Source organism: Methylobacterium nodulans ORS 2060, assembly GCF_000022085.1.
Lineage (GTDB): Bacteria > Pseudomonadota > Alphaproteobacteria > Rhizobiales > Beijerinckiaceae > Methylobacterium > Methylobacterium nodulans.
Map to the genome: position 1 here is coordinate 5,992,066 of NC_011894.1, position 17,935 is coordinate 6,010,000.

Sequence of the window (17,935 nt, forward strand, 5' to 3'; positions counted from 1 at the left end):
TGATGTGCTTCGCGGACTCCGATGGCCCGTCGATTGCCGATCTCGGCTCTATCGCACTGCGGTAATCGTGAATGCAGTGGCCTTTCGGCGTCAACCCGTAAATTTTAGCCTTGATAGACGTTTTTTGCCTGTTTTTTAGGCATTTTTTGATTAATTTTTAGTCTTTCTTGGCGTCCCAGCCGCCGGTAACGTCCGACCTCATCCAGAGCGGTTGTGCACTGCGATATGGCGCGTTCCTGCCGATGGAACGCGCGGCGCCAGAAGCAAGGACGCAGCAATGGTGGCCTCCTTCGAGCCTTACCGGACGAACGCCCACGCGGCGGCCCAGACCTTCGGAGGACACAGCGAGATCACGGTTCCGGTTCACCTTCTCAGCGCAGGCGTCTGCCTGGGCGAGTTCTTGGTAATCGTGCTCGCCTCCTGGGCCTCGGGCATCGCCTACCATTGGACGAGCTTCGGCCGATTGGGCCCGGTGGACCAATGCGTCGCCACGGGCGCCGTCTTCGCCTCGCTGTTCGTCCTGCGCAGGCATGCCCGCGGGCATTACGACCTCGACCGGCTCGCCGCCCGCATGCTGGGCGTCACCGACATCCTCTCGACCTGGCTCATGGTCGTGGCGATTCTCGCCGGACTGGCCTTCCTGCTGAAACTCGGCAGCGACGTCTCCCGCGGCTTCTTCCTGATCTTCGCGGTGTCGGGGCCCGTAACCCTGTGCGGCGCGCGGTCGGGCTTCCAGGCCCTGGCACGCCGGGCGGTGCGCACGCACCGCCTCGTCGAGCGGCGCGTGCTCCTCATCGGCGAGCGCGGCGAGGCGCTCAGCCTCGGCCTCCAGCGGCGCCTGCGCAATTCCGGGGCGCGCATCGTCGACGTCATCGCCTGCGACTTCTCGGGCGGCGACATCGAGGCCTGCGCGGCGGCGGCCGTCGGCCGGGCGCGGGCCGAGCGGGTGGATCAGATCCTGGTCTGCCTGAACTGGGCGCGGTTCGGCGAACTCGACGGACTGCTCCAGCGCCTGCGGGTGCTCCCGCTGCCGGTGCTGCTCGTGGCGGACCATCGTCTGCGCAACCTCGTGGCCAATCCCCTCACCCAGATCGGCTCCGTGCCGGCCCTCGAGGTGCAGCGCAGCCCGTTGAGCCTCGGCGAGCAGGCGGCCAAGCGCCTGCTCGACCTCGCCTTCGCCTCCGCGGCGCTGGTCGCGCTGTTCCCTCTCCTCGTCGGGGTGGCCTTGGCGGTGCGGCTCGACAGCCGCGGCCCGATCTTCTTCCGCCAGACCCGGATCGGCTTCAGCGGCCGGCGCTTCCGGATCTACAAGTTCCGCACGATGACGAGCCTCGACGACGGGCCGGTCGTCCGCCAGGCGACTCGGGACGATGCGCGCATCACCCGGGTCGGGCGCTTCCTGCGGGCGTCGAGCCTCGACGAGCTGCCCCAGCTCATCAATGTCCTGCGGGGCGAGATGTCCCTGGTGGGGCCGCGCCCGCACGCCCTGGCCCATGACGACCAGTATACCCGCCTGATCGCCAATTACGCCTACCGCCATCACGTCAAGCCGGGCATCACCGGGCTCGCCCAGGTGAGCGGCTGCCGCGGCGAAACCCCGACCGTCGACAGCATGGAGCGGCGGGTCGAGTTCGACATCGCCTACATCAACCGCTGGACCCTGTGGCTCGACCTCAAGCTCATCGCCACGACGGCCGTCCAGATCTTCAAGCACGACGCCTATTAGGCATCGCCGTCGCGATCCGATCTTCCGCCGGCCGGGTGCCCTCCCGGCCCCGTCCGCACGACCCGACGAGGTGACGATGACGTCGACGGCCGCGGCCCTGTCCCTGCCGATCGGGCCCCGCCTCTCCGCGCGCGCCCGCTCGCTCGCGCCGGCCGCGTTCCGGCCGAATGCGCGCGGCGCCTTCTGGGCCGCGGTGATCCTGCTCGGCAGCCTGCTCGGGCCGGCCGAAGCGGCGGTCAAGCTGGGCATCGTGCTCACCAGCCTGCGGCTCGCCCTCTTCATCATGCTGGCCTGGGGCCTCGTGGTGCTCGCCCGCAAGCTGACGCGCGGCGGCTACGTGCCGGTCCTGTCCGACCTCGTCGTCCTCGCCCTCGTGCTCTGGATGGAGACGGCGCTCGCAGCGACCCAGGGCCCGGCCGCGATCGCGAGCGCGATCGGCCTGCGCCCGGTCGAGTTCCTGAGCGCCTATCTGGCGGGCCGCTGCCTGTTCGGCAACCGGGCGGGCCTCGAACCCTTCGCGCGGGTGCTGCTCGTCGTGGTCGGCCTCCTCGTGCTCATGGGCTTCGTCGACCTCGCCTCGGGCGAGAACATCTTCGGCCGCGTCGCCCGCCAGGTCTTCGGCATCGACCGGAACGCCCTCTACATCACCCAGTACCGCTTCGGCCTGCCGCGGGCGCGCGCCTCCTTCGAGCACGCGATCCTGTTCGGCACCTTCTTCGCGACCTGCGCGACGCTGCTCTACCACCTCTTGCGCAGCCCCACGGTCCGGGCCGGCGCGGTGGTGCTCTGCCTCGTCGGCACCCTGACCGCGCTCTCCTCGGCGCCGCTGCTCGCCTTCATGATCTTCTGCGCCTTCGCGGCCTATGACCGGCTGCTCTGCGGCTCGCCCTGGCGCTGGACCCTGCTCGTCGGCATCGCCCTCTACGGGCTCGGCCTGCTGCTGCTCCTCGTGGACGATCCCTTACGGGTGCTGATCGACTGCTTCACGCTCGATCCGCAGACCGGCGTCTACCGCTTCCTGATCTGGGAATGGGTGGCCTACAACCTGCAATCGTCGCCGTTCTTCGGTATCGGCGGCCGCGACTGGGTGCGGCTCTCCACCATGGTGTCGAGCGTCGACGCCCTCTGGCTCGCACAGTCTCTGCATGCGGGCTATGTCGGCCTCGCGCTCCTCGTCGCCTCGATCTTCAGCGCCTTCTTCGTCTGGACCCCGCGCGCGACACAGCCGCACGACTGCCCCTGGCACGATCGGGCCCGCAAGGGGGTCACCATCGCCCTCGTGCAGATGACCTTCATCGCCTTCACGGTGCATTACTGGGGCACCTGCTGGGCCTTCTTCGCCCTGCTGATCGGCATCCGCGCCGGCCTGGCGGAGGCCCGCTACCTCCCGCCCCCGATGCGCGGCGACCCGCCGCCCCCCGCTCCGGCTCACACCCGGCTCCGGCCCGCCGCAGGCCGGCTCACCCCGATGGAGGCGCGTCGTGCCGATGCCTGACCGGTTCCGCCCCCAGGCCGGGGCCTCATCCAAGACCGGCGGGCCCCGGCTCGCCGCCGTGAGGCCCACCGTCGCCAAACGGATCAGCGATCCGGGCGACATCTCCTACCTGATCGCGGTGGCGCGGCGGCGCTGGCGGATCATCGCCGCGCTCACGCTCGCCGGGATCGCGGTGGGTGGCGCCTATCTGGCGCTCGCCACGCCCCATTACGCCGCGACCGCGCGCATCCTGGTCGATTTCCGCCGCCTGGCCGATATCGGGCAGGACCAGCTCGCCATCAACAACAAGGTCAACGATTCGGCCGTCGACAGCCAGTCGACGATCATGACCTCGGAGGGCGTTCTCGGCGCGGCTTTGCGCGAGCTGAAGCTCGACCAGGATCCGGAATTCATCGACGACGCGAACCCGTTTGAGCGCCTGCTCGTCCGGCTCGGCTTCGGAGACCCGGCGCCCGCGACGGAGGAGGAGCGGCAGCGCGATGCCGTCGAGGCCCTCCTCAAGCGCGTGAAGGCGACGCGTGTCGGCGTCTCCTACGTGATCGAGGTGCGCGCCCTCTCGAAGGAGGCCCGCAAGGCCGCGCGGATCGCCAATGCCATCGCCAATGCCTACCTGCGCGACCAGCTCATCGCCAAGCAGGAGACCGCGGGCAGCGCCAACGACTGGTACCGTGCCCGCGTCGCCGACCTCCAGGCGCAGGCGAACGAGGCCGAGAAGGCGGCCGTGGACTACCGCGCCCAGCACGAAATCATGCTGGCCGACGGACGCTTCGTGGACGAGCAGCAGCTCGCCGAGCTGAGCTCGCGCCTCGTCGGCGCCCGCAGCGACCGCGTCCAGGCCGAGGCCAAGCTCGACCAGATCGAGGCGATCCTGCGCAACGGCGCCGAGGGGGCGGTGGCCGACGAGTTCCGCAACAACGTGATCACGGCCTTGCGCCAGAAGCAGGCGCAGGTTCGCCAGCGCATCGCCGACGCCACCGACCGCTTCGGCCCGACCCACGAGACCGTCGAGCGGGCCCGCAGCGAATTGCGCGAGATCCAGAACTCGATCGCCGAGGAGTTCCGGCGCATCGCGGCCGGCTATCGCAGCGACGCGGCGGTGGCCAAGCTCAACGAGGCGGCGATCACCCGCGGCCTCGAAGACCTCGCCGCCCGCTCGGCCCGCGCCCAGACCGTGCGCGTCGAACTCGCCCAGCTCCAGAGCGTCGCCGACACCACCAAGGCGATGCGCGACGCCTTCATGTCGCGCTTCACGGAGGCCGCGCAGGAGCAGTCCTACCCGATCACCGAGGCGCGCATCGTCAGCGCCGCGGCGGCACCCGCACGGCCGGCCTTCCCGGATCCGTTCCGTGCGCTCGTGGGCGGCTTTGCTGCGGGTTTCGGCCTCGGCTGCGCGCTGGCCCTCGGCCGCGAGGTGGTCTCCCGCCGGGTGCGGGACCGCGAGCAGCTCGAAGCCGCGGTGCGCAGGCCCTGTCTCGCCGTCATCGGCGAGGTGCCGGCGCTGGCACGGCCCCGGTCGCCGATCGAGGCGGCCCTGGACGAGCCGCTCGGTGCCTTCGCGGAGGCGCTGCGCGCGGTGCGGCTCGGGATCGACACGACGCTGCCGCCGGAGCCAGGGCGGAACGGCATCGTGCTGGGCGTCTGCTCGGCGCTGCCGGGCGAGGGCGCGACGACGGTGGCGGCGAACCTCGCCTCCGTGCTCGCCGCTGCGGGCAATCCCACCCTGCTGATCGACATGGATCTGCGCCGCCGCCGCCTGAGCGAGATCCTGCGCCGGGAGGGGAGGGGGGTGGACGGCGGCCTGCAGGACGTCCTCGACGGCACGGCGGCCCTGCGCGCCGTCATCGACCGGCGGGACCTGAGCGGGCTGCATGTCCTGCCCGGCAGCGCGGCGCGCGACCGCCTCCACCCGGCCGAGCGGATCGCCTCGCCTGCCCTGCACACCCTGCTCGAAGCCGGCCGCAAGGGCTACCGCTACGTCGTCCTCGACCTGCCGCCCATGCTCCCGGTCGCCGATGCCCGCGCGCTCGCGCCTCTTATCGACGGCTTCGTCCTCGTCACGCGCTGGAACCACACCACGCTCGAGGACCTGCAGAACGCCGTGGCGTTCAACCCGCAGGTCGCCGGCAAGCTTGCGGGCGTCGTCCTCAACCGCGCCGATCCGGTGATGCTGCAGCGCGCCGACGACCTCGTGCTGATTCGCAGCCTCGCCTACCTCGACGAGACGGCCGGCCGCCAGGAGGCCGCGTGACCTTGCGCCGCCGGCCGCCCGTCCTCCGATCGACGTCCCCTCTCGCCCCCGGAGCCGTCCTCGCATGACCTACATCGATCAGGACCTCGCGCTGGCGCCCTATCCGGGACGCTCGCAGGGGAGCGGGCCCACGCTGCAGAACGAGATCCGGGCCGTGCTGGCGCTGCTGCGCCGCCGGCTGCCGCTGATCCTGGGAGGCGCCCTTCTGGGCCTTTCGGTGTTCGCGGTCTTCGCCTACACGGCGACGCCCCTCTACCGGGCGAGCGCCGAGGTCTCGGTCGATCCGCGCCGGCTCAGCGTACTGGAGACCAAGGACGAGCGCCGCAAGCAGGAACCCGTCTTCGATCCCGCCCGCGTCGACAGCCTCCTGGAAACGGTGCGCTCCGAGCGCATCGCCCGGGCGGTGGTGGCCGACCTGCATCTCGACGAGGATCCCGAGTTCAACGGCACCCGCGCCGGCCTCCTCGCGCAGCTCAGGAACCTCCTCGCCTCGGACGAGGCCGAGCCGGCCACCCAGGCCGACCGCGAGCAGGCCGCCGTCGAGGCGGTCGCAGGCGCGCTTTCGGTGGCGCGGATCGAGAACACCTTCGTGATGGAGATCCGCTTCCTCTCGGAGACGCCCGAGAAGGCTGCGCGGATCGCCAACGGCTTTGCCGCCGCCTTCCTGCGCGATCAGGTGCAGGCGAACAGCGACACCACGCAGCAGGCGGCGGGCTGGCTCAAGCAGCGCCTGTCGGAACTCGCGGGGGCCGCGAGCCGCGCGGATGCCGCCGTGGCCGCCTTCAAGCGCCAGAACAACATCGCCACCGCGGACGGCAAGTCGATCGACGATCAGGCGCTGGCCTCGATCAGCACCATGCTCACCGACGCGGCCGGGGCGACCGCCACCGCGCAGGCCAAGCTCGACCGCGTGGTCGCGGTCAACCGCCAGGGCACGCCCGACCTCGCGGTGGCGGATGCGCTCACGAACGAGGTCGTCATCAAGCTGCGCCAGCAATATCTGGAGACGAACCAGCGGGCGACCGACCTCGCCTCCCGCTTCGGCGAGGATCATCCGGTGGTGAAGCGGCTGCGGGGCGAGGCGGCCAACACCCTCGAGTCGATCCGCAGCGAGCTGCGCCGCATCGAGGAGGTCTACCGCAGCGACCTCGAGATCGCCCGCCAGCGCGAGGCGGCCCTGCGCCAGAGCCTCGCGGAGCAGTTCCGCAAGACGAGCGACATCGGCAGCCATCAGGTGCGCCTGCAGGAGCTGGAGAGCACGGCCCGCACCGCCCGCCAGGCCTACGAGGATTATTCGCAGCGCTACATCCAGGCCGTGCAGCGGGAGAGCTTCCCGGTCAGCGAGGCGCGCCTGATCACCGAGGCGACGCCGCCCACCAAAAAATTCTCGCCCAAGCGCACGCTGCTGATGGCGCTCGGCTTCGGCGGCGGCGGGGTGCTCGGCCTGCTCTTCGGCTTCGCCGTCGACCTGGCCGACCGCTCCCTGCGCACCCGCCGCGAGGCCGCGGAGGTCATCGGCTGCGGCTGCCTCGGCTTCATCCCGGCCGTCCGTGAGGACACGGCCCGGGCGGGGGCGGGCGATCCGCCGGCCGGGGGCCAGAGCGCATCCCCGAAGGGCGGCCTCGCCTGGGACCACGTGCTGCGCATGCCCTTCTCGATCGGCGCCGAGACGCTGCGCTCCGTCAAGGTCGCGGCGGACCACGCCCGGGATGGGCAGGGGGTGCGCTGCATCGGCGTCGTCTCCTGCCTGCCCGGCGAGGGCAAGACCGCGGTCGCCGCCAACCTCGCCCGCATGATCGCGCGCAACGGGCGCAAGGTCCTGCTGATCGACGGCGACCTGCGCAACCCGACCCTGACGCGGGGCCTCGCGGCCGATGCGCAGGCGGGTCTCGCGGAGGCGATCGACGCCGGCCTCGACCTCGCTGCCGTGGTGCGCCGCGAGCCCGACCTGCCCCTCGACGTCCTGCCCGCGACCGCGCAGGCCATGCGCCGCGACGCCTACGAGATCCTGGGCTCGCCCGGGATGCGGGCGCTCCTCGCCGCGGCCCGCGAGCGCTACGACTATCTGGTCGTCGACCTACCGCCGCTGATGCCCGTCACCGACGTGCGGGCCCTCGCCGACGCCCTCGAAGCCTATGTTCTCGTGGTGGAATGGGGCTCCACCTCCCGCGAGGTCGTCCTCGACGCGCTCCGCTCGGCCCCCGTCGTCTGGGACCGGCTGCTCGGCACCATCCTGAACAAGGCCCGCCTGCGCCAGCTCAAGCGCTACGGCGAGGCGACCAGCACCTACTACCACGAGCGGTATCTGACGCCCTGACGGGCGCTCCGCGGACCAAAGACGGACACGCGCGACCGAGGAGGGGCCCGCCGTATGACCAATGCTGCCGAGACGCGTCAGACACGTGGACTGGGGACATTTGGGCTGGAGACGCCCGGCGCCGCCCCCGCGGGGGCCGCGCTGCTGCGGCGCGCCCATATCCCGGGCCTCGACGGCGTGCGGGCGGTCTCGATCCTGCTCGTGCTCGCCGGCCATTACGGCTTCGGCATGGTCGTGCCGGGCGGGCTCGGCGTCACGATCTTCTTCTTCCTGAGCGGCTTCCTCATCACCACCCTGCTCCTGCGCGAGCAGGACCGCACCGACGGCATCGACCTGCGCAACTTCTATATCCGCCGCGTCCTCCGGCTCACGCCCGAACTCTTCGCCTTCGTGCTCATCATCGCGGCCGTCGCTGCTTGGCAGGGCCTCACGGTCCGGCCGGTCGAGCTCCTGGCGGCGCTGTTCTCCTTCACCAACTACTATCACCTGACGGTCGGGATGTGCGGCTACGACACCTGCGCCGGCTGGCACATGCTGTGGTCGCTCGCCGTCGAGGAGCATTTCTACCTCGTCTTCCCGCTGACCCTGCTCCTCGTCGGGCGGCGCCCCCGGGCGCTCCTCCTCGTGCTGGCCGTAGTGCTGGTGGCGAGCCCCCTCTGGCGTCTCGTGGTCGTGAAGGCGCTCTCCCTCGATCCGGAATGGACCTACAAGGCGAGCGACGCGCGCCTCGACTCCCTCGCCTATGGCTGCGCGCTCGCCGTCCTGTTCGCCCGCTTCCCGCGCTCCTTGAGCTTCGCCGAGCACCGCGGCCCGGCCGTGTTCGCGGCCGCCGCCGCCCTCATGCTCCTGTCGCTCGCGATCCGCGATCCTGTCTTCCGCGATTGCGGGCGCTACACGCTGCAGGGCCTCGCGATCGGCCTCGCCTTCGTGGGCCTCTATGCGAGCGCGAGCGGCGCCGGCCTGCGCAGGTGCCTCGACGCCGCCCCGATGGCCTGGATGGGGCGCCTCTCCTACGGCACCTATCTCTGGCACTTCGTGCCGCTCGACATCGTGCTCCAGATGCTCGGCGTCCGGCATGCCGCCGCCCTGCCGCTCGGCCTGAAGCTCGTCGTGGCTCCGCTCTGCACGCTCGCGGCCTTCGGTCTCGCCTGGCTGTCCTTCCGCCTCGTCGCCCAGCCGGCGGCGGGCTTGCGCCACCGCTTCGCCCCGCGGCACGCGCCGTCCTGGTCTCCCGCCGCGGCCGGCCCCCTGGCGCCGGCATCCGGCCGGTCCTGATCCCGGAGAGACAAAGCATGCGGATCGCCTTCCTGTCCCCCGGCTCCCCCGACACGCCCGCCGCCTGGAGCGGCACCCCGTATTTCTGCCTGCGGGCCCTGCGCGAGCAGTTCGAGAGCGTCGAGCCGGTGACGAGCCCGACGATGCAGACGCTGCTGCGCGGCCTGCGGCGGGCCGGAACGCGGCTGCGGACCGATCCGGCCCGCGAGCCCCTGATCGCCCGCCTCTACGGGCTGGCGCTGCGCCGCCAGCTCGATCGGGTCCGGCCGGACGTGGTCTTCGGCCTTGCCGCCTCGACCCAGCTCGCGGGCCTCGCCGCCGATTGTCCGGTGGTCCATTGCTCGGACGCGACCTTCCGGCTGATGTGCGACTATTATCCGGATTGGTTCGCCGGCCTCTCGCCCCGCTCGCGGCGCAACGGCGAGGCAATGGAGCGCCGCGCCATCCTCGGCGCCGATCTCTCGCTATTTCCCTCCGACTGGGCGGCGGCCTCGGCGGTCCGGGATTACGGCGCCGCGCCGGCGCGGGTCCATGCGGTGCCCTTCGGTGCCAACCTCGCCACGCGGCCATCCGCCGATCCGTTCCGGCGCGACGGCACCTGCCGGCTCCTCTTCGTCGGGGTCGACTGGACCCGCAAGGGCGGGGAGGTCGCGCTCGCGGTGCTGCGCGGCCTGCAGGCGCGCGGCGTCGCGGCGGAGCTGCACGTCGTCGGCTGCGCGCCGCCGCCCGAGGCGGCCGGTCCCGGCCTCGTCGCCCACGGCTTCCTCAGTAAGGGCGATCCGACCCAGCTCGCGCGCCTCCAGGCGCTCTTCTCCGCCGCCGCCTTCCTGATCGTGCCGAGCCGGCAGGAGGCTTACGGCCTCGTCTTCTGCGAGGCCGGCGCCTATGGCCTGCCGAGCCTCGCCACCGAGACCGGCGGCATCCCGACCATCGTGAAGCCCGGCCTCAACGGCATCCTCGCCCCGCCGGAGGCCGGCCCCGCTCCCTTCATCGAGGCCGTGTGCGAGCATTGGGGCGACCCCGCCCGCTACGCGGCCCTGCGGGAGCGCACCTTCGCGCGCGCCCGCGACGCGCTGACCTGGGAGGCGTGGGGCCGGCGCAGCGCCGAGCTGATCCGCCAGGCGGCGAGGCGCAAACCCGCCCCCGCCCTCCCGGGCCTCGCGCCCGCCACCGAGGGTGCACGCTGATGGCGGGCCGCTCGCGCCTGAAGTCGGGGGCGACGCTCCTGTCGGCGAATCTCGCCGACATGGTGTTTCCGTTCCTGCGCAACGTCGCCCTCTCGCACACCCTGCCGACCGACCAGTACGGGCTCGCCATCTCCCTCTCGGTGGTCGCGGCCTTCGCCGAGCTCGCGACCGATATCGGCCTGCAATATTCGGCGGTGCGCGGCTATGGCGACACGGATCCGGAGGAGGTCTACGGCACGCTGCACGCCGTGGCGCTGCTGCGCTCGGGCGTGATCGCGCTCATCCTGCTCGCGGCGGCGCCCGTCGTGGTCGCCTCGCTCGATGCGTGGCACGCGCTCTGGGCCTTCCTCCTCCTCGCCCTGGTGCCGCTCATCCGCGGCTTCCAGAATCTCGGCGTCAAGGAACTCACCCGCTCTTACGAATTCGGACCGGACGCCGCCACGCTGATCGGCGCCCAGGTCGCCTGGACCCTCGTCTCGGTGCTGCTCGCGCTGGCGCTGCGCGACTATCGCTGCATGCTCGCCGGCATCCTCGGCGGCGCGGTCACGAGCGTGATCGTCTCGCAGGCGGCGGCACGCCGCCGCTGGCGCCTCGCCTGGAACCGCGAGGTGGCGCACGAGGCGGAGCGGTTCGGCCGGCCCCTCATCCCCAACGGCATGGCGAACGCCTTCAGCATCATGGGCGACCGCCTGTGCGTCGGCAGCCTGCTCGGCGTGTCGGTGCTCGCCCTCTACAACAACGCCATGGGCATCGCGCTCATCCCGCGCGGCCAGCTCATCAAGTTCCTGACCAGCATCTACCTGCCAGCCTTCGTGACCCGCACGCCCGCCGAGGCCGGCCGCCCGCGGCTCCACGACCAATGGGCGGTCTGGCTCTCGCTCGCGGCCTTCGCGTATGGGCTCGGCCTCCTCGCCCTCGGCCGCCCGATGATCGGCCTCGTGTTCGGCCCGGGCTACACCCCGTCGCTGGCGCTGATGAGCGCGATCGCCATCGACGTCTGCATCAAGACGCTCCTCGCCTTCCCGGTCCCGCCCTGCCTCGCCGCCGGCCAGACCGGCTTCGTGCTCCGGGGCTCGATCGCGAGCGCCGCGGCCGTGCTGCTCGCCGCCCTGACGATTCCGCTTCACCGCTCGCTCGCCGGCTTCGTCGGAGGGCTCGCCGCGGGCGAGGTCCTGGCGCTCTTGTGGATCGTCTCGCGCACGCTCGCCGCGCACGCCTTCTCGCCGCGCCTCGCGTGGTTCCTGGTCCTGTTCCCGATCGCCGCGCTCCTCGCCTTCTTGGGCGTCGAGTTCTTGGGCGTCGAGCCGATCGCCGAGAGCATGCCGGTCCTTGATTGGGTCGCGCTCTGCACCGGCTACGGCGCGGTCGTCCTCGTCATCTACCTGCTCGTGCTGCGCTCGAGCGGTCTCACGCCTGGCGATCTCGTCCGCATGGGCGGGGGCCGCCCGGCGCCGGCCGGCACGCCGATCGAAGCGACCTGACGGAGGTGCGATTGACCCAAGAATCCCCGCTCATGTCAGCCCCGCTCGTGTCGGTCGTGATCCCGCACGTGAACGACCTCGCCAACCTCGAACGCTGCCTCGATCTCCTCGCCGCGCAGACGCTGCCGCCGGGCACCGTCGAGGTCGTTGTGGCCGATAACGGCTCGGCGGCGGGCCTTGCCGCCGTCGAGGCCCTGGCCGCCGGCCGCGCCCGGGTGGTCCCGGCCCCGATCCGTGGCGCCGGGCCGGCTCGCAATGCGGGCGTCGCCGCCGCGCGCGGAAATATCCTCGCCTTCATCGACAGCGATTGCCGGCCCGCCCCCGACTGGCTGGAACAGGGCCTCAAGGCGCTCGATGCGGCCGACATCGTCGGCGGCGCCGTCCGGGTGGAGGCGGAGAATCGCGCTGCCCCGACGCCCGTGGAGGCGTTCGAGCTCGTCTTCGCCTTCCGCAACGACCTCTACGTGCAGCGCAAGGGCTTCACCGTGACGGCCAACATGCTGGTGCGCCGCACCGTCTTCGAGGCGGTGGGCCCCTTCGCCAACGGGCTCTCGGAGGATGTCGAGTGGTGCCATCGGGCCCGGGCGCGGGGCTATCGTCTCGCCTATGCGCCCGCGGCGCGCGTCGCCCATCCGGCCCGCCGGACCTGGGAGGAGCTGGTGCGCAAATGGCGGCGCACCACCCGCGAGGCCTATCTCCTCGCCGCGCCCGGCCCGCTCGGCCGGCTGCCCTGGCTCGCCCGGGCCTGGCTCGTCCTCCTCTCGGCGCTTCCCCATGCGGTCAAGGTGCTGCGCGCGCCGGTCGGCGGCCTGCGGGCGCGTCTGCGCGCCGCCGGGATCCTGCTGCGCATCCGGAGCTTCCGCTTCGCGGAGGCCCATCGGCTCGCCTTCGGGCGTCACGCAGAGGCCGCCCGATGACTGAGGTCGCCGTGGCGATCGTGGGCTTCCGCTGCGCGGAGGCGATCGCGTCCTGCCTCGATCATCTCGACCGCTCGACCTATCCGGTCCGCACCGTGCGGATCTGCGAGAATGGCGGCGAGGCCGCCTTCGACGCCCTCGTGGCGAGGCTCGCCGAGCGCCTCAGTGCCACGCCCGATCCGCAGCCGGGGAGCGGCGATCGCATCGACCGCATTGTGCGGCTTGCCGTCTCCCGACCGGGGGCGATCGGCGAGATCGTCCTGCACCGGGCCGTGCGCAACCTCGGCTATGCGGGGGCAATCAACGCCCTGCTCGATGCCCTCGCCCCCTCGCCGGACTGGTCGGCCCTCTGGATCCTCAACCCGGATACCGAGCCTGCGCCCGACGCCCTGCGGGCGCTCACCGCGCATGCCGCGCGCGGCCCCTACGGGATCGTCGGCAGCCGGCTGATCGTGAAGCATTCGGGCCGGGTCCAGCTCTATGGCGGGCGCTGGCGGCGCTGGCTGGGGCGCGGCTACAATATCGGCTTGGGGGCGCCCGCGGAGGCGGCGATCGACCCAGCCGAGGTGGAGCGAACCCAGCACTACGTCTCGGGCGCCGCCATGTATGTGAGCCGGGACTTCGTGCGGGCTGTCGGGCCGATGAACGAGGATTACTTCCTCTATGCCGAGGAGGTGGATTGGTGTCTCCGCCGGGGCAGCTTCCGGCTCGGCTACGCGCATGACGCGGTCGTGGTGCACGACCACGGCGCCACGATCGGCTCGAACCTCGATCGCCGCTCGCGCTCGGCGATCTCGGTCTTCCTCGACGAGCGCAGCCGCCTGCTCCTCACCCGCCGCTTCTTTCCCGGAGCTTTCCCAGTGGCCGCCGCCGCGACCCTGCTCCTGACCCTGCAATACGTGCGGGCCGGCGCGGTGCGGAACTTCGGCGTGGCGCTTGCGGGCTGGTGGGCGGGCCTGTGCGGGAGAACCGGCATGCCGGCCCAGCTCGCTGCCAAATCCGGCTGATCGGAAAACCTGATGACGGACATCTCGACCCTCGCCCTGCCCGGCGAATCCCGCGCCGAGGTCGCACCGCGCGACCTTCCGGGCGCGCCCGACCTCGCGGATCCGGCCCTGCGGCGCTCGAAGCGCCTCACGCTCCTCCTCGGGCTCCTCGGGCGCAGGCTCTCGGGCCGCTGGGTCTGGCGCCTCGCCCGCCGCTGGGAGGGCGGGGACGCGACGAGCTACACGCTGCGCAAGGTGCTATGGGAGCGCACCGGCGTCAGCGTCGGCGCCCATTCCTACGGCTCGCTGCTGTTTCCCGTCGATCATCCCCGCACGGGCCTGCGGATCGGGCGCTACGTCTCCCTCGCCCAGACCGCCTTCTGGTCCTTCAACCATCCGACCGATCGCATCAGCACCAGTCCCGCCTTCTACGAGGGCGGCACCTACGGGCATGTCGGCAACCTGCCGGCGCCGCCGCCGCGGCTCGATGTCGGGCACGACGCCTGGGTGGGCGACTATGTCGTGATCACGCCGGGTTGCCGCCGCATCGGCATCGGCGCGGTGATCGGGGCGGGCGCCGTCGTCACCCGCGACGTGCCGGATTTCGCCATCGCCGTGGGGGCTCCCGCGCGGGTGATCCGCTACCGCTTCTCCGAACCCGTGCGCGAGCGCCTGCTGCAGTCGCGCTGGTGGGAGCTCTCGCCCGAGGAGTTGCGCCCCTGGCGCGACGCCATGACGAAGCCCGCCTCCGACGCCGAGGCGCTGCGCGCCCTCGAGGCGATCGCGGCCCGCATCCGCACGGCGGCCTGATCCCGGACGGCACCCGGCCGCCCTGATTGACACGAGACCCCGGGCTCCCGTTCAACAGGCGGCGGCGCCCGCAAGCGCCCCCTCGGGGAATGGCACGATGGTTCTGCTGGCCTTGGCTGCGATCCTGGGAGGCGCAGTGACATCGATCCTGCTCTGGCTCGGCGGCCAGAGCTGGGCCTGGGCGGGATTCCCGCTCGGCGGCAGCGTGACGGCGCTCCTCGTCGGCGGGATCCTGGTCGTCCATCGCCAGATCCGGCCGCGAGCGAAACCCGCTCCCCTGCGCGACCAGGATTCGCCGCGCGGCGCCCGACCGAACCGCTGAGGCAGCGACCGCGACTCCGCCCTGTCGCAACAGGTTCAGATTGGGAGTTGACGGCCGGGATGGGGGGCCGTATACGACCCCCCATCGGCGCCGGCCGCGAGAGATCAGCGGCCCGGCTGCTTCTGCTTCTTTCCGACAGCCTGTGAGGTCGGGTCCGGGTGGGTTGCCCGGGGCGGCCGGACTGTCGTTGAGGCGGGCTCTTTGACAAGTGCATCGGAGGAAGAGAAGCGTGGACGGCGTTGTCCTTGCGGGCTGGGGCTTGGGCCCTGGCCGGAGCAGGATGAGGCGCCGGTCCGACGTTTCTGGAAGCTCACCGATCCGGGGCAACCCGGGATCGAGTGTGCCCTGTCAATGTTGTGATCGAGCGTTTTGAGGTCAGCTCTTCAAGGTGAGAGTTTGATCCTGGCTCAGAGCGAACGCTGGCGGCAGGCTTAACACATGCAAGTCGAGCGGGCCCTGCGGGGTCAGCGGCAGACGGGTGAGTAACGCGTGGGAACGTGCCCTTCGGTTCGGAACAACCCTGGGAAACTAGGGCTAATACCGGATACGTCCGCAAGGAGAAAGGCTTGACTGCCGAAGGATCGGCCCGCGTCTGATTAGCTGGTTGGTGGGGTAACGGCTCACCAAGGCGACGATCAGTAGCTGGTCTGAGAGGATGATCAGCCACACTGGGACTGAGACACGGCCCAGACTCCTACGGGAGGCAGCAGTGGGGAATATTGGACAATGGGCGCAAGCCTGATCCAGCCATGCCGCGTGAGTGATGACGGCCTTAGGGTTGTAAAGCTCTTTTCTTCGGGACGATAATGACGGTACCGGAGGAATAAGCCCCGGCTAACTTCGTGCCAGCAGCCGCGGTAATACGAAGGGGGCTAGCGTTGCTCGGAATCACTGGGCGTAAAGGGCGCGTAGGCGGCTCGCCAAGTCGGGGGTGAAAGCCCGTGGCTCAACCACGGAATGGCCTTCGATACTGGCGGGCTTGAGACCGGAAGAGGACAGCGGAACTGCGAGTGTAGAGGTGAAATTCGTAGATATTCGCAAGAACACCAGTGGCGAAGGCGGCTGTCTGGTCCGGTTCTGACGCTGAGGCGCGAAAGCGTGGGGAGCAAACAGGATTAGATACCCTGGTAGTCCACGCTGTAAACGATGAATGCTAGCCGTTGGGGTGCATGCACCTCAGTGGCGCCGCTAACGCTTTAAGCATTCCGCCTGGGGAGTACGGTCGCAAGATTAAAACTCAAAGGAATTGACGGGGGCCCGCACAAGCGGTGGAGCATGTGGTTTAATTCGAAGCAACGCGCAGAACCTTACCATCCCTTGACATGGCAGGCTACGTGGAGAGATTCACGGTTCCCTTCGGGGACCTGCACACAGGTGCTGCATGGCTGTCGTCAGCTCGTGTCGTGAGATGTTGGGTTAAGTCCCGCAACGAGCGCAACCCTCGCCCTTAGTTGCCATCATTGAGTTGGGCACTCTAGGGGGACTGCCGGTGATAAGCCGCGAGGAAGGTGGGGATGACGTCAAGTCCTCATGGCCCTTACGGGATGGGCTACACACGTGCTACAATGGCGGTGACAATGGGAAGCGAAGGGGCGACCTGGAGCAAATCCCCAAAAGCCGTCTCAGTTCAGATTGCACTCTGCAACTCGAGTGCATGAAGGCGGAATCGCTAGTAATCGTGGATCAGCACGCCACGGTGAATACGTTCCCGGGCCTTGTACACACCGCCCGTCACACCATGGGAGTTGGTCTTACCCGACGGCGCTGCGCCAACCGCGAGGGGGCAGGCGACCACGGTAGGGTCAGCGACTGGGGTGAAGTCGTAACAAGGTAGCCGTAGGGGAACCTGCGGCTGGATCACCTCCTTTCTAAGGATGCTGGTGGACGTGGGTGCGCTCACTCTCCCGGCGTCGTTGGATCATACGAGGCCGGTCAGGCCTCGATTGGCGGGACGCGCCGTCCTCGTTTCTCTTTCTCCGCCTTTCCGGGGGATTGGCTGATGCCAATCCCTGGGGCCTGTAGCTCAGGTGGTTAGAGCGCACCCCTGATAAGGGTGAGGTCGGACGTTCGAGTCGTCCCAGGCCCACCAGATCGCCGGGGCTGCGATCGCCGCGCGGGGCTGTAGCTCAGTTGGGAGAGCGCGTGCTTTGCAAGCATGAGGTCGTCGGTTCGATCCCGTCCAGCTCCACCACTCTCCTCTCGGGGTGCGGTGTCGAGCGGCGGATCCGGGCGCCGGAAGGGCAACGGGTTTCGCGCCGCCGCGATGCGGCCGGCGCGGATGTTTGACATCGTGAAGAGGGAATGCGTCCAGGGGTCCGGCGAGAGCCGGGGCTCTGGAGGTGTTCGGCAAGCATACACGGCAGGGTGCCGAAAGGGCCCTGCCGCTGGTCTTGACGTGACCGTGGCCGGAAGCGAGCCTTGCTCGCCCGGACACCGATCATGAGAGCGATCAAGTGCCTTAAGAGCATTCGGTGGATGCCTTGGCGCTGAGAGGCGATGAAGGACGTGGTACGCTGCGATAAGCCTTGGGGAGCTGCGAACGAGCTGTGATCCAGGGATTTCCGAATGGGGAAACCCACCCTCAGCCCTTCGTTGTGTGGGGCCAGGCCGGCTGGCTTGGCTCCGCACGACGAAGCGGCGCGACGAGGGGATCAGGCCCTGAATCCATAGGGGTTTGAAGCGAACCCGGGGAACTGAAACATCTCAGTACCCGGAGGAAAGGACATCAACGAGACTCCGTCAGTAGTGGCGAGCGAACGCGGATCAGGCCAGTGCTTCTTCGAGCTTCACCGGAACCGCCTGGAACGGCGGGCCGCAGCGGGTGACAGCCCCGTACGGGTCAGGGCGAGAAGAAGCCATGAGTAAGGCGGGACACGAGCAATCCTGTCTGAAGACGGGGGGACCACCCTCCAAGCCTAAGTACTCCTCAGCGACCGATAGCGAACCAGTACCGTGAGGGAAAGGTGAAAAGCACCCCGACGAGGGGAGTGAAACAGTTCCTGAAACCGGATGCTTACAAACAGTGGGAGCCCAAGATGCGTTCTGGGTGACCGCGTACCTTTTGTATAATGGGTCAGCGACTTAAAGTAACGAGCAAGCTTAAGCCGGTAGGCGGAGGCGCAGCGAAAGCGAGTCTGAACAGGGCGGTTCAGTTCGTTGCTTTAGACCCGA

11 protein-coding genes, 2 tRNA genes and 2 rRNA genes (1 of these 15 cut by a window edge) are annotated in these 17,935 nt (G+C 70.0%); all 15 read left to right on the forward strand.

Features of this window, described 5'->3' with window-relative positions:
• The first annotated feature begins 277 nt into the window (after window positions 1-277).
• A complete protein-coding gene (locus MNOD_RS27790) occupies window positions 278-1,726 on the forward strand; it encodes an undecaprenyl-phosphate glucose phosphotransferase (RefSeq protein WP_015932309.1) in 1,449 nt (482 codons plus the stop codon).
• 76 nt (window positions 1,727-1,802) lie between these two features.
• Window positions 1,803-3,221, forward strand: a complete 1,419-nt coding sequence (locus MNOD_RS27795) for a hypothetical protein (protein WP_015932310.1) — start codon at window positions 1,803-1,805, stop codon at window positions 3,219-3,221.
• The gene (locus tag MNOD_RS27800) at window positions 3,214-5,469 is read left to right on the forward strand and encodes a Wzz/FepE/Etk N-terminal domain-containing protein (protein ID WP_015932311.1); all 2,256 of its coding nucleotides are present in this window, start codon (window positions 3,214-3,216) and stop codon (window positions 5,467-5,469) included. Before MNOD_RS27795 ends, MNOD_RS27800 begins: the two co-directional genes overlap by 8 nt.
• A gap of 64 nt (window positions 5,470-5,533) precedes the next feature.
• A complete protein-coding gene (locus MNOD_RS27805; RefSeq protein WP_015932312.1) occupies window positions 5,534-7,786 on the forward strand; it encodes an AAA family ATPase in 2,253 nt (750 codons plus the stop codon).
• 54 nt (window positions 7,787-7,840) lie between these two features.
• Window positions 7,841-9,061 carry an acyltransferase family protein gene (locus MNOD_RS27810; RefSeq protein WP_015932313.1) on the forward strand — a complete coding sequence of 407 codons (1,221 nt, stop codon included), beginning with the start codon at window positions 7,841-7,843 and terminating at the stop codon, window positions 9,059-9,061.
• A 17-nt stretch (window positions 9,062-9,078) separates the two neighbouring features.
• Window positions 9,079-10,248 carry a glycosyltransferase family 4 protein gene (locus MNOD_RS27815; protein ID WP_015932314.1) on the forward strand — a complete coding sequence of 390 codons (1,170 nt, stop codon included), beginning with the start codon at window positions 9,079-9,081 and terminating at the stop codon, window positions 10,246-10,248.
• Window positions 10,248-11,729 (forward strand): lipopolysaccharide biosynthesis protein, encoded by a 1,482-nt coding sequence (locus MNOD_RS27820; protein WP_015932315.1) that lies wholly within the window; start codon window positions 10,248-10,250, stop codon window positions 11,727-11,729. Before MNOD_RS27815 ends, MNOD_RS27820 begins: the two co-directional genes overlap by 1 nt.
• A 32-nt stretch (window positions 11,730-11,761) precedes the next feature.
• Window positions 11,762-12,646 carry a glycosyltransferase family 2 protein gene (locus MNOD_RS27825; protein WP_043749550.1) on the forward strand — a complete coding sequence of 295 codons (885 nt, stop codon included), beginning with the start codon at window positions 11,762-11,764 and terminating at the stop codon, window positions 12,644-12,646.
• A complete protein-coding gene (locus MNOD_RS27830; RefSeq protein ID WP_015932317.1) occupies window positions 12,643-13,653 on the forward strand; it encodes a glycosyltransferase family protein in 1,011 nt (336 codons plus the stop codon). Before MNOD_RS27825 ends, MNOD_RS27830 begins: the two co-directional genes overlap by 4 nt.
• 12 nt (window positions 13,654-13,665) lie before the next feature.
• The gene (locus MNOD_RS50105) at window positions 13,666-14,442 is read left to right on the forward strand and encodes a CatB-related O-acetyltransferase (RefSeq protein WP_015932318.1); all 777 of its coding nucleotides are present in this window, start codon (window positions 13,666-13,668) and stop codon (window positions 14,440-14,442) included.
• Window positions 14,443-14,539: 97 nt separating this feature from the next.
• On the forward strand, window positions 14,540-14,764 hold the full coding sequence (locus MNOD_RS27840; protein ID WP_015932319.1) for a hypothetical protein: 225 nt from the start codon (window positions 14,540-14,542) through the stop codon (window positions 14,762-14,764).
• Between the two features lie 384 nt (window positions 14,765-15,148).
• A 16S ribosomal RNA gene (locus tag MNOD_RS27845) occupies window positions 15,149-16,632 on the forward strand.
• A gap of 144 nt (window positions 16,633-16,776) precedes the next feature.
• Window positions 16,777-16,853 (forward strand) — tRNA-Ile (locus MNOD_RS27850).
• Window positions 16,854-16,879: 26 nt separating this feature from the next.
• Window positions 16,880-16,955 (forward strand) — tRNA-Ala (locus tag MNOD_RS27855).
• Between the two features lie 256 nt (window positions 16,956-17,211).
• Window positions 17,212-17,935, forward strand: a 23S ribosomal RNA gene (locus MNOD_RS27860) (it continues 2,086 nt past the right edge of the window).
• The 16S and 23S rRNA genes sit together here with 2 tRNA genes alongside, the layout of an rRNA operon.

Coding starts and splice junctions, on each gene's coding strand:
- MNOD_RS27790 (WP_015932309.1), top strand. CDS start 278: ATGGTGGCCTCCTTCGAGCCTTACCGGACGAACGCCCACGCGGCGGCC.
- MNOD_RS27795 (WP_015932310.1), top strand. CDS start 1,803: ATGACGTCGACGGCCGCGGCCCTGTCCCTGCCGATCGGGCCCCGCCTC.
- MNOD_RS27800 (WP_015932311.1), top strand. CDS start 3,214: ATGCCTGACCGGTTCCGCCCCCAGGCCGGGGCCTCATCCAAGACCGGC.
- MNOD_RS27805 (WP_015932312.1), top strand. CDS start 5,534: ATGACCTACATCGATCAGGACCTCGCGCTGGCGCCCTATCCGGGACGC.
- MNOD_RS27810 (WP_015932313.1), top strand. CDS start 7,841: ATGACCAATGCTGCCGAGACGCGTCAGACACGTGGACTGGGGACATTT.
- MNOD_RS27815 (WP_015932314.1), top strand. CDS start 9,079: ATGCGGATCGCCTTCCTGTCCCCCGGCTCCCCCGACACGCCCGCCGCC.
- MNOD_RS27820 (WP_015932315.1), top strand. CDS start 10,248: ATGGCGGGCCGCTCGCGCCTGAAGTCGGGGGCGACGCTCCTGTCGGCG.
- MNOD_RS27825 (WP_043749550.1), top strand. CDS start 11,762: ATGTCAGCCCCGCTCGTGTCGGTCGTGATCCCGCACGTGAACGACCTC.
- MNOD_RS27830 (WP_015932317.1), top strand. CDS start 12,643: ATGACTGAGGTCGCCGTGGCGATCGTGGGCTTCCGCTGCGCGGAGGCG.
- MNOD_RS50105 (WP_015932318.1), top strand. CDS start 13,666: ATGACGGACATCTCGACCCTCGCCCTGCCCGGCGAATCCCGCGCCGAG.
- MNOD_RS27840 (WP_015932319.1), top strand. CDS start 14,540: ATGGTTCTGCTGGCCTTGGCTGCGATCCTGGGAGGCGCAGTGACATCG.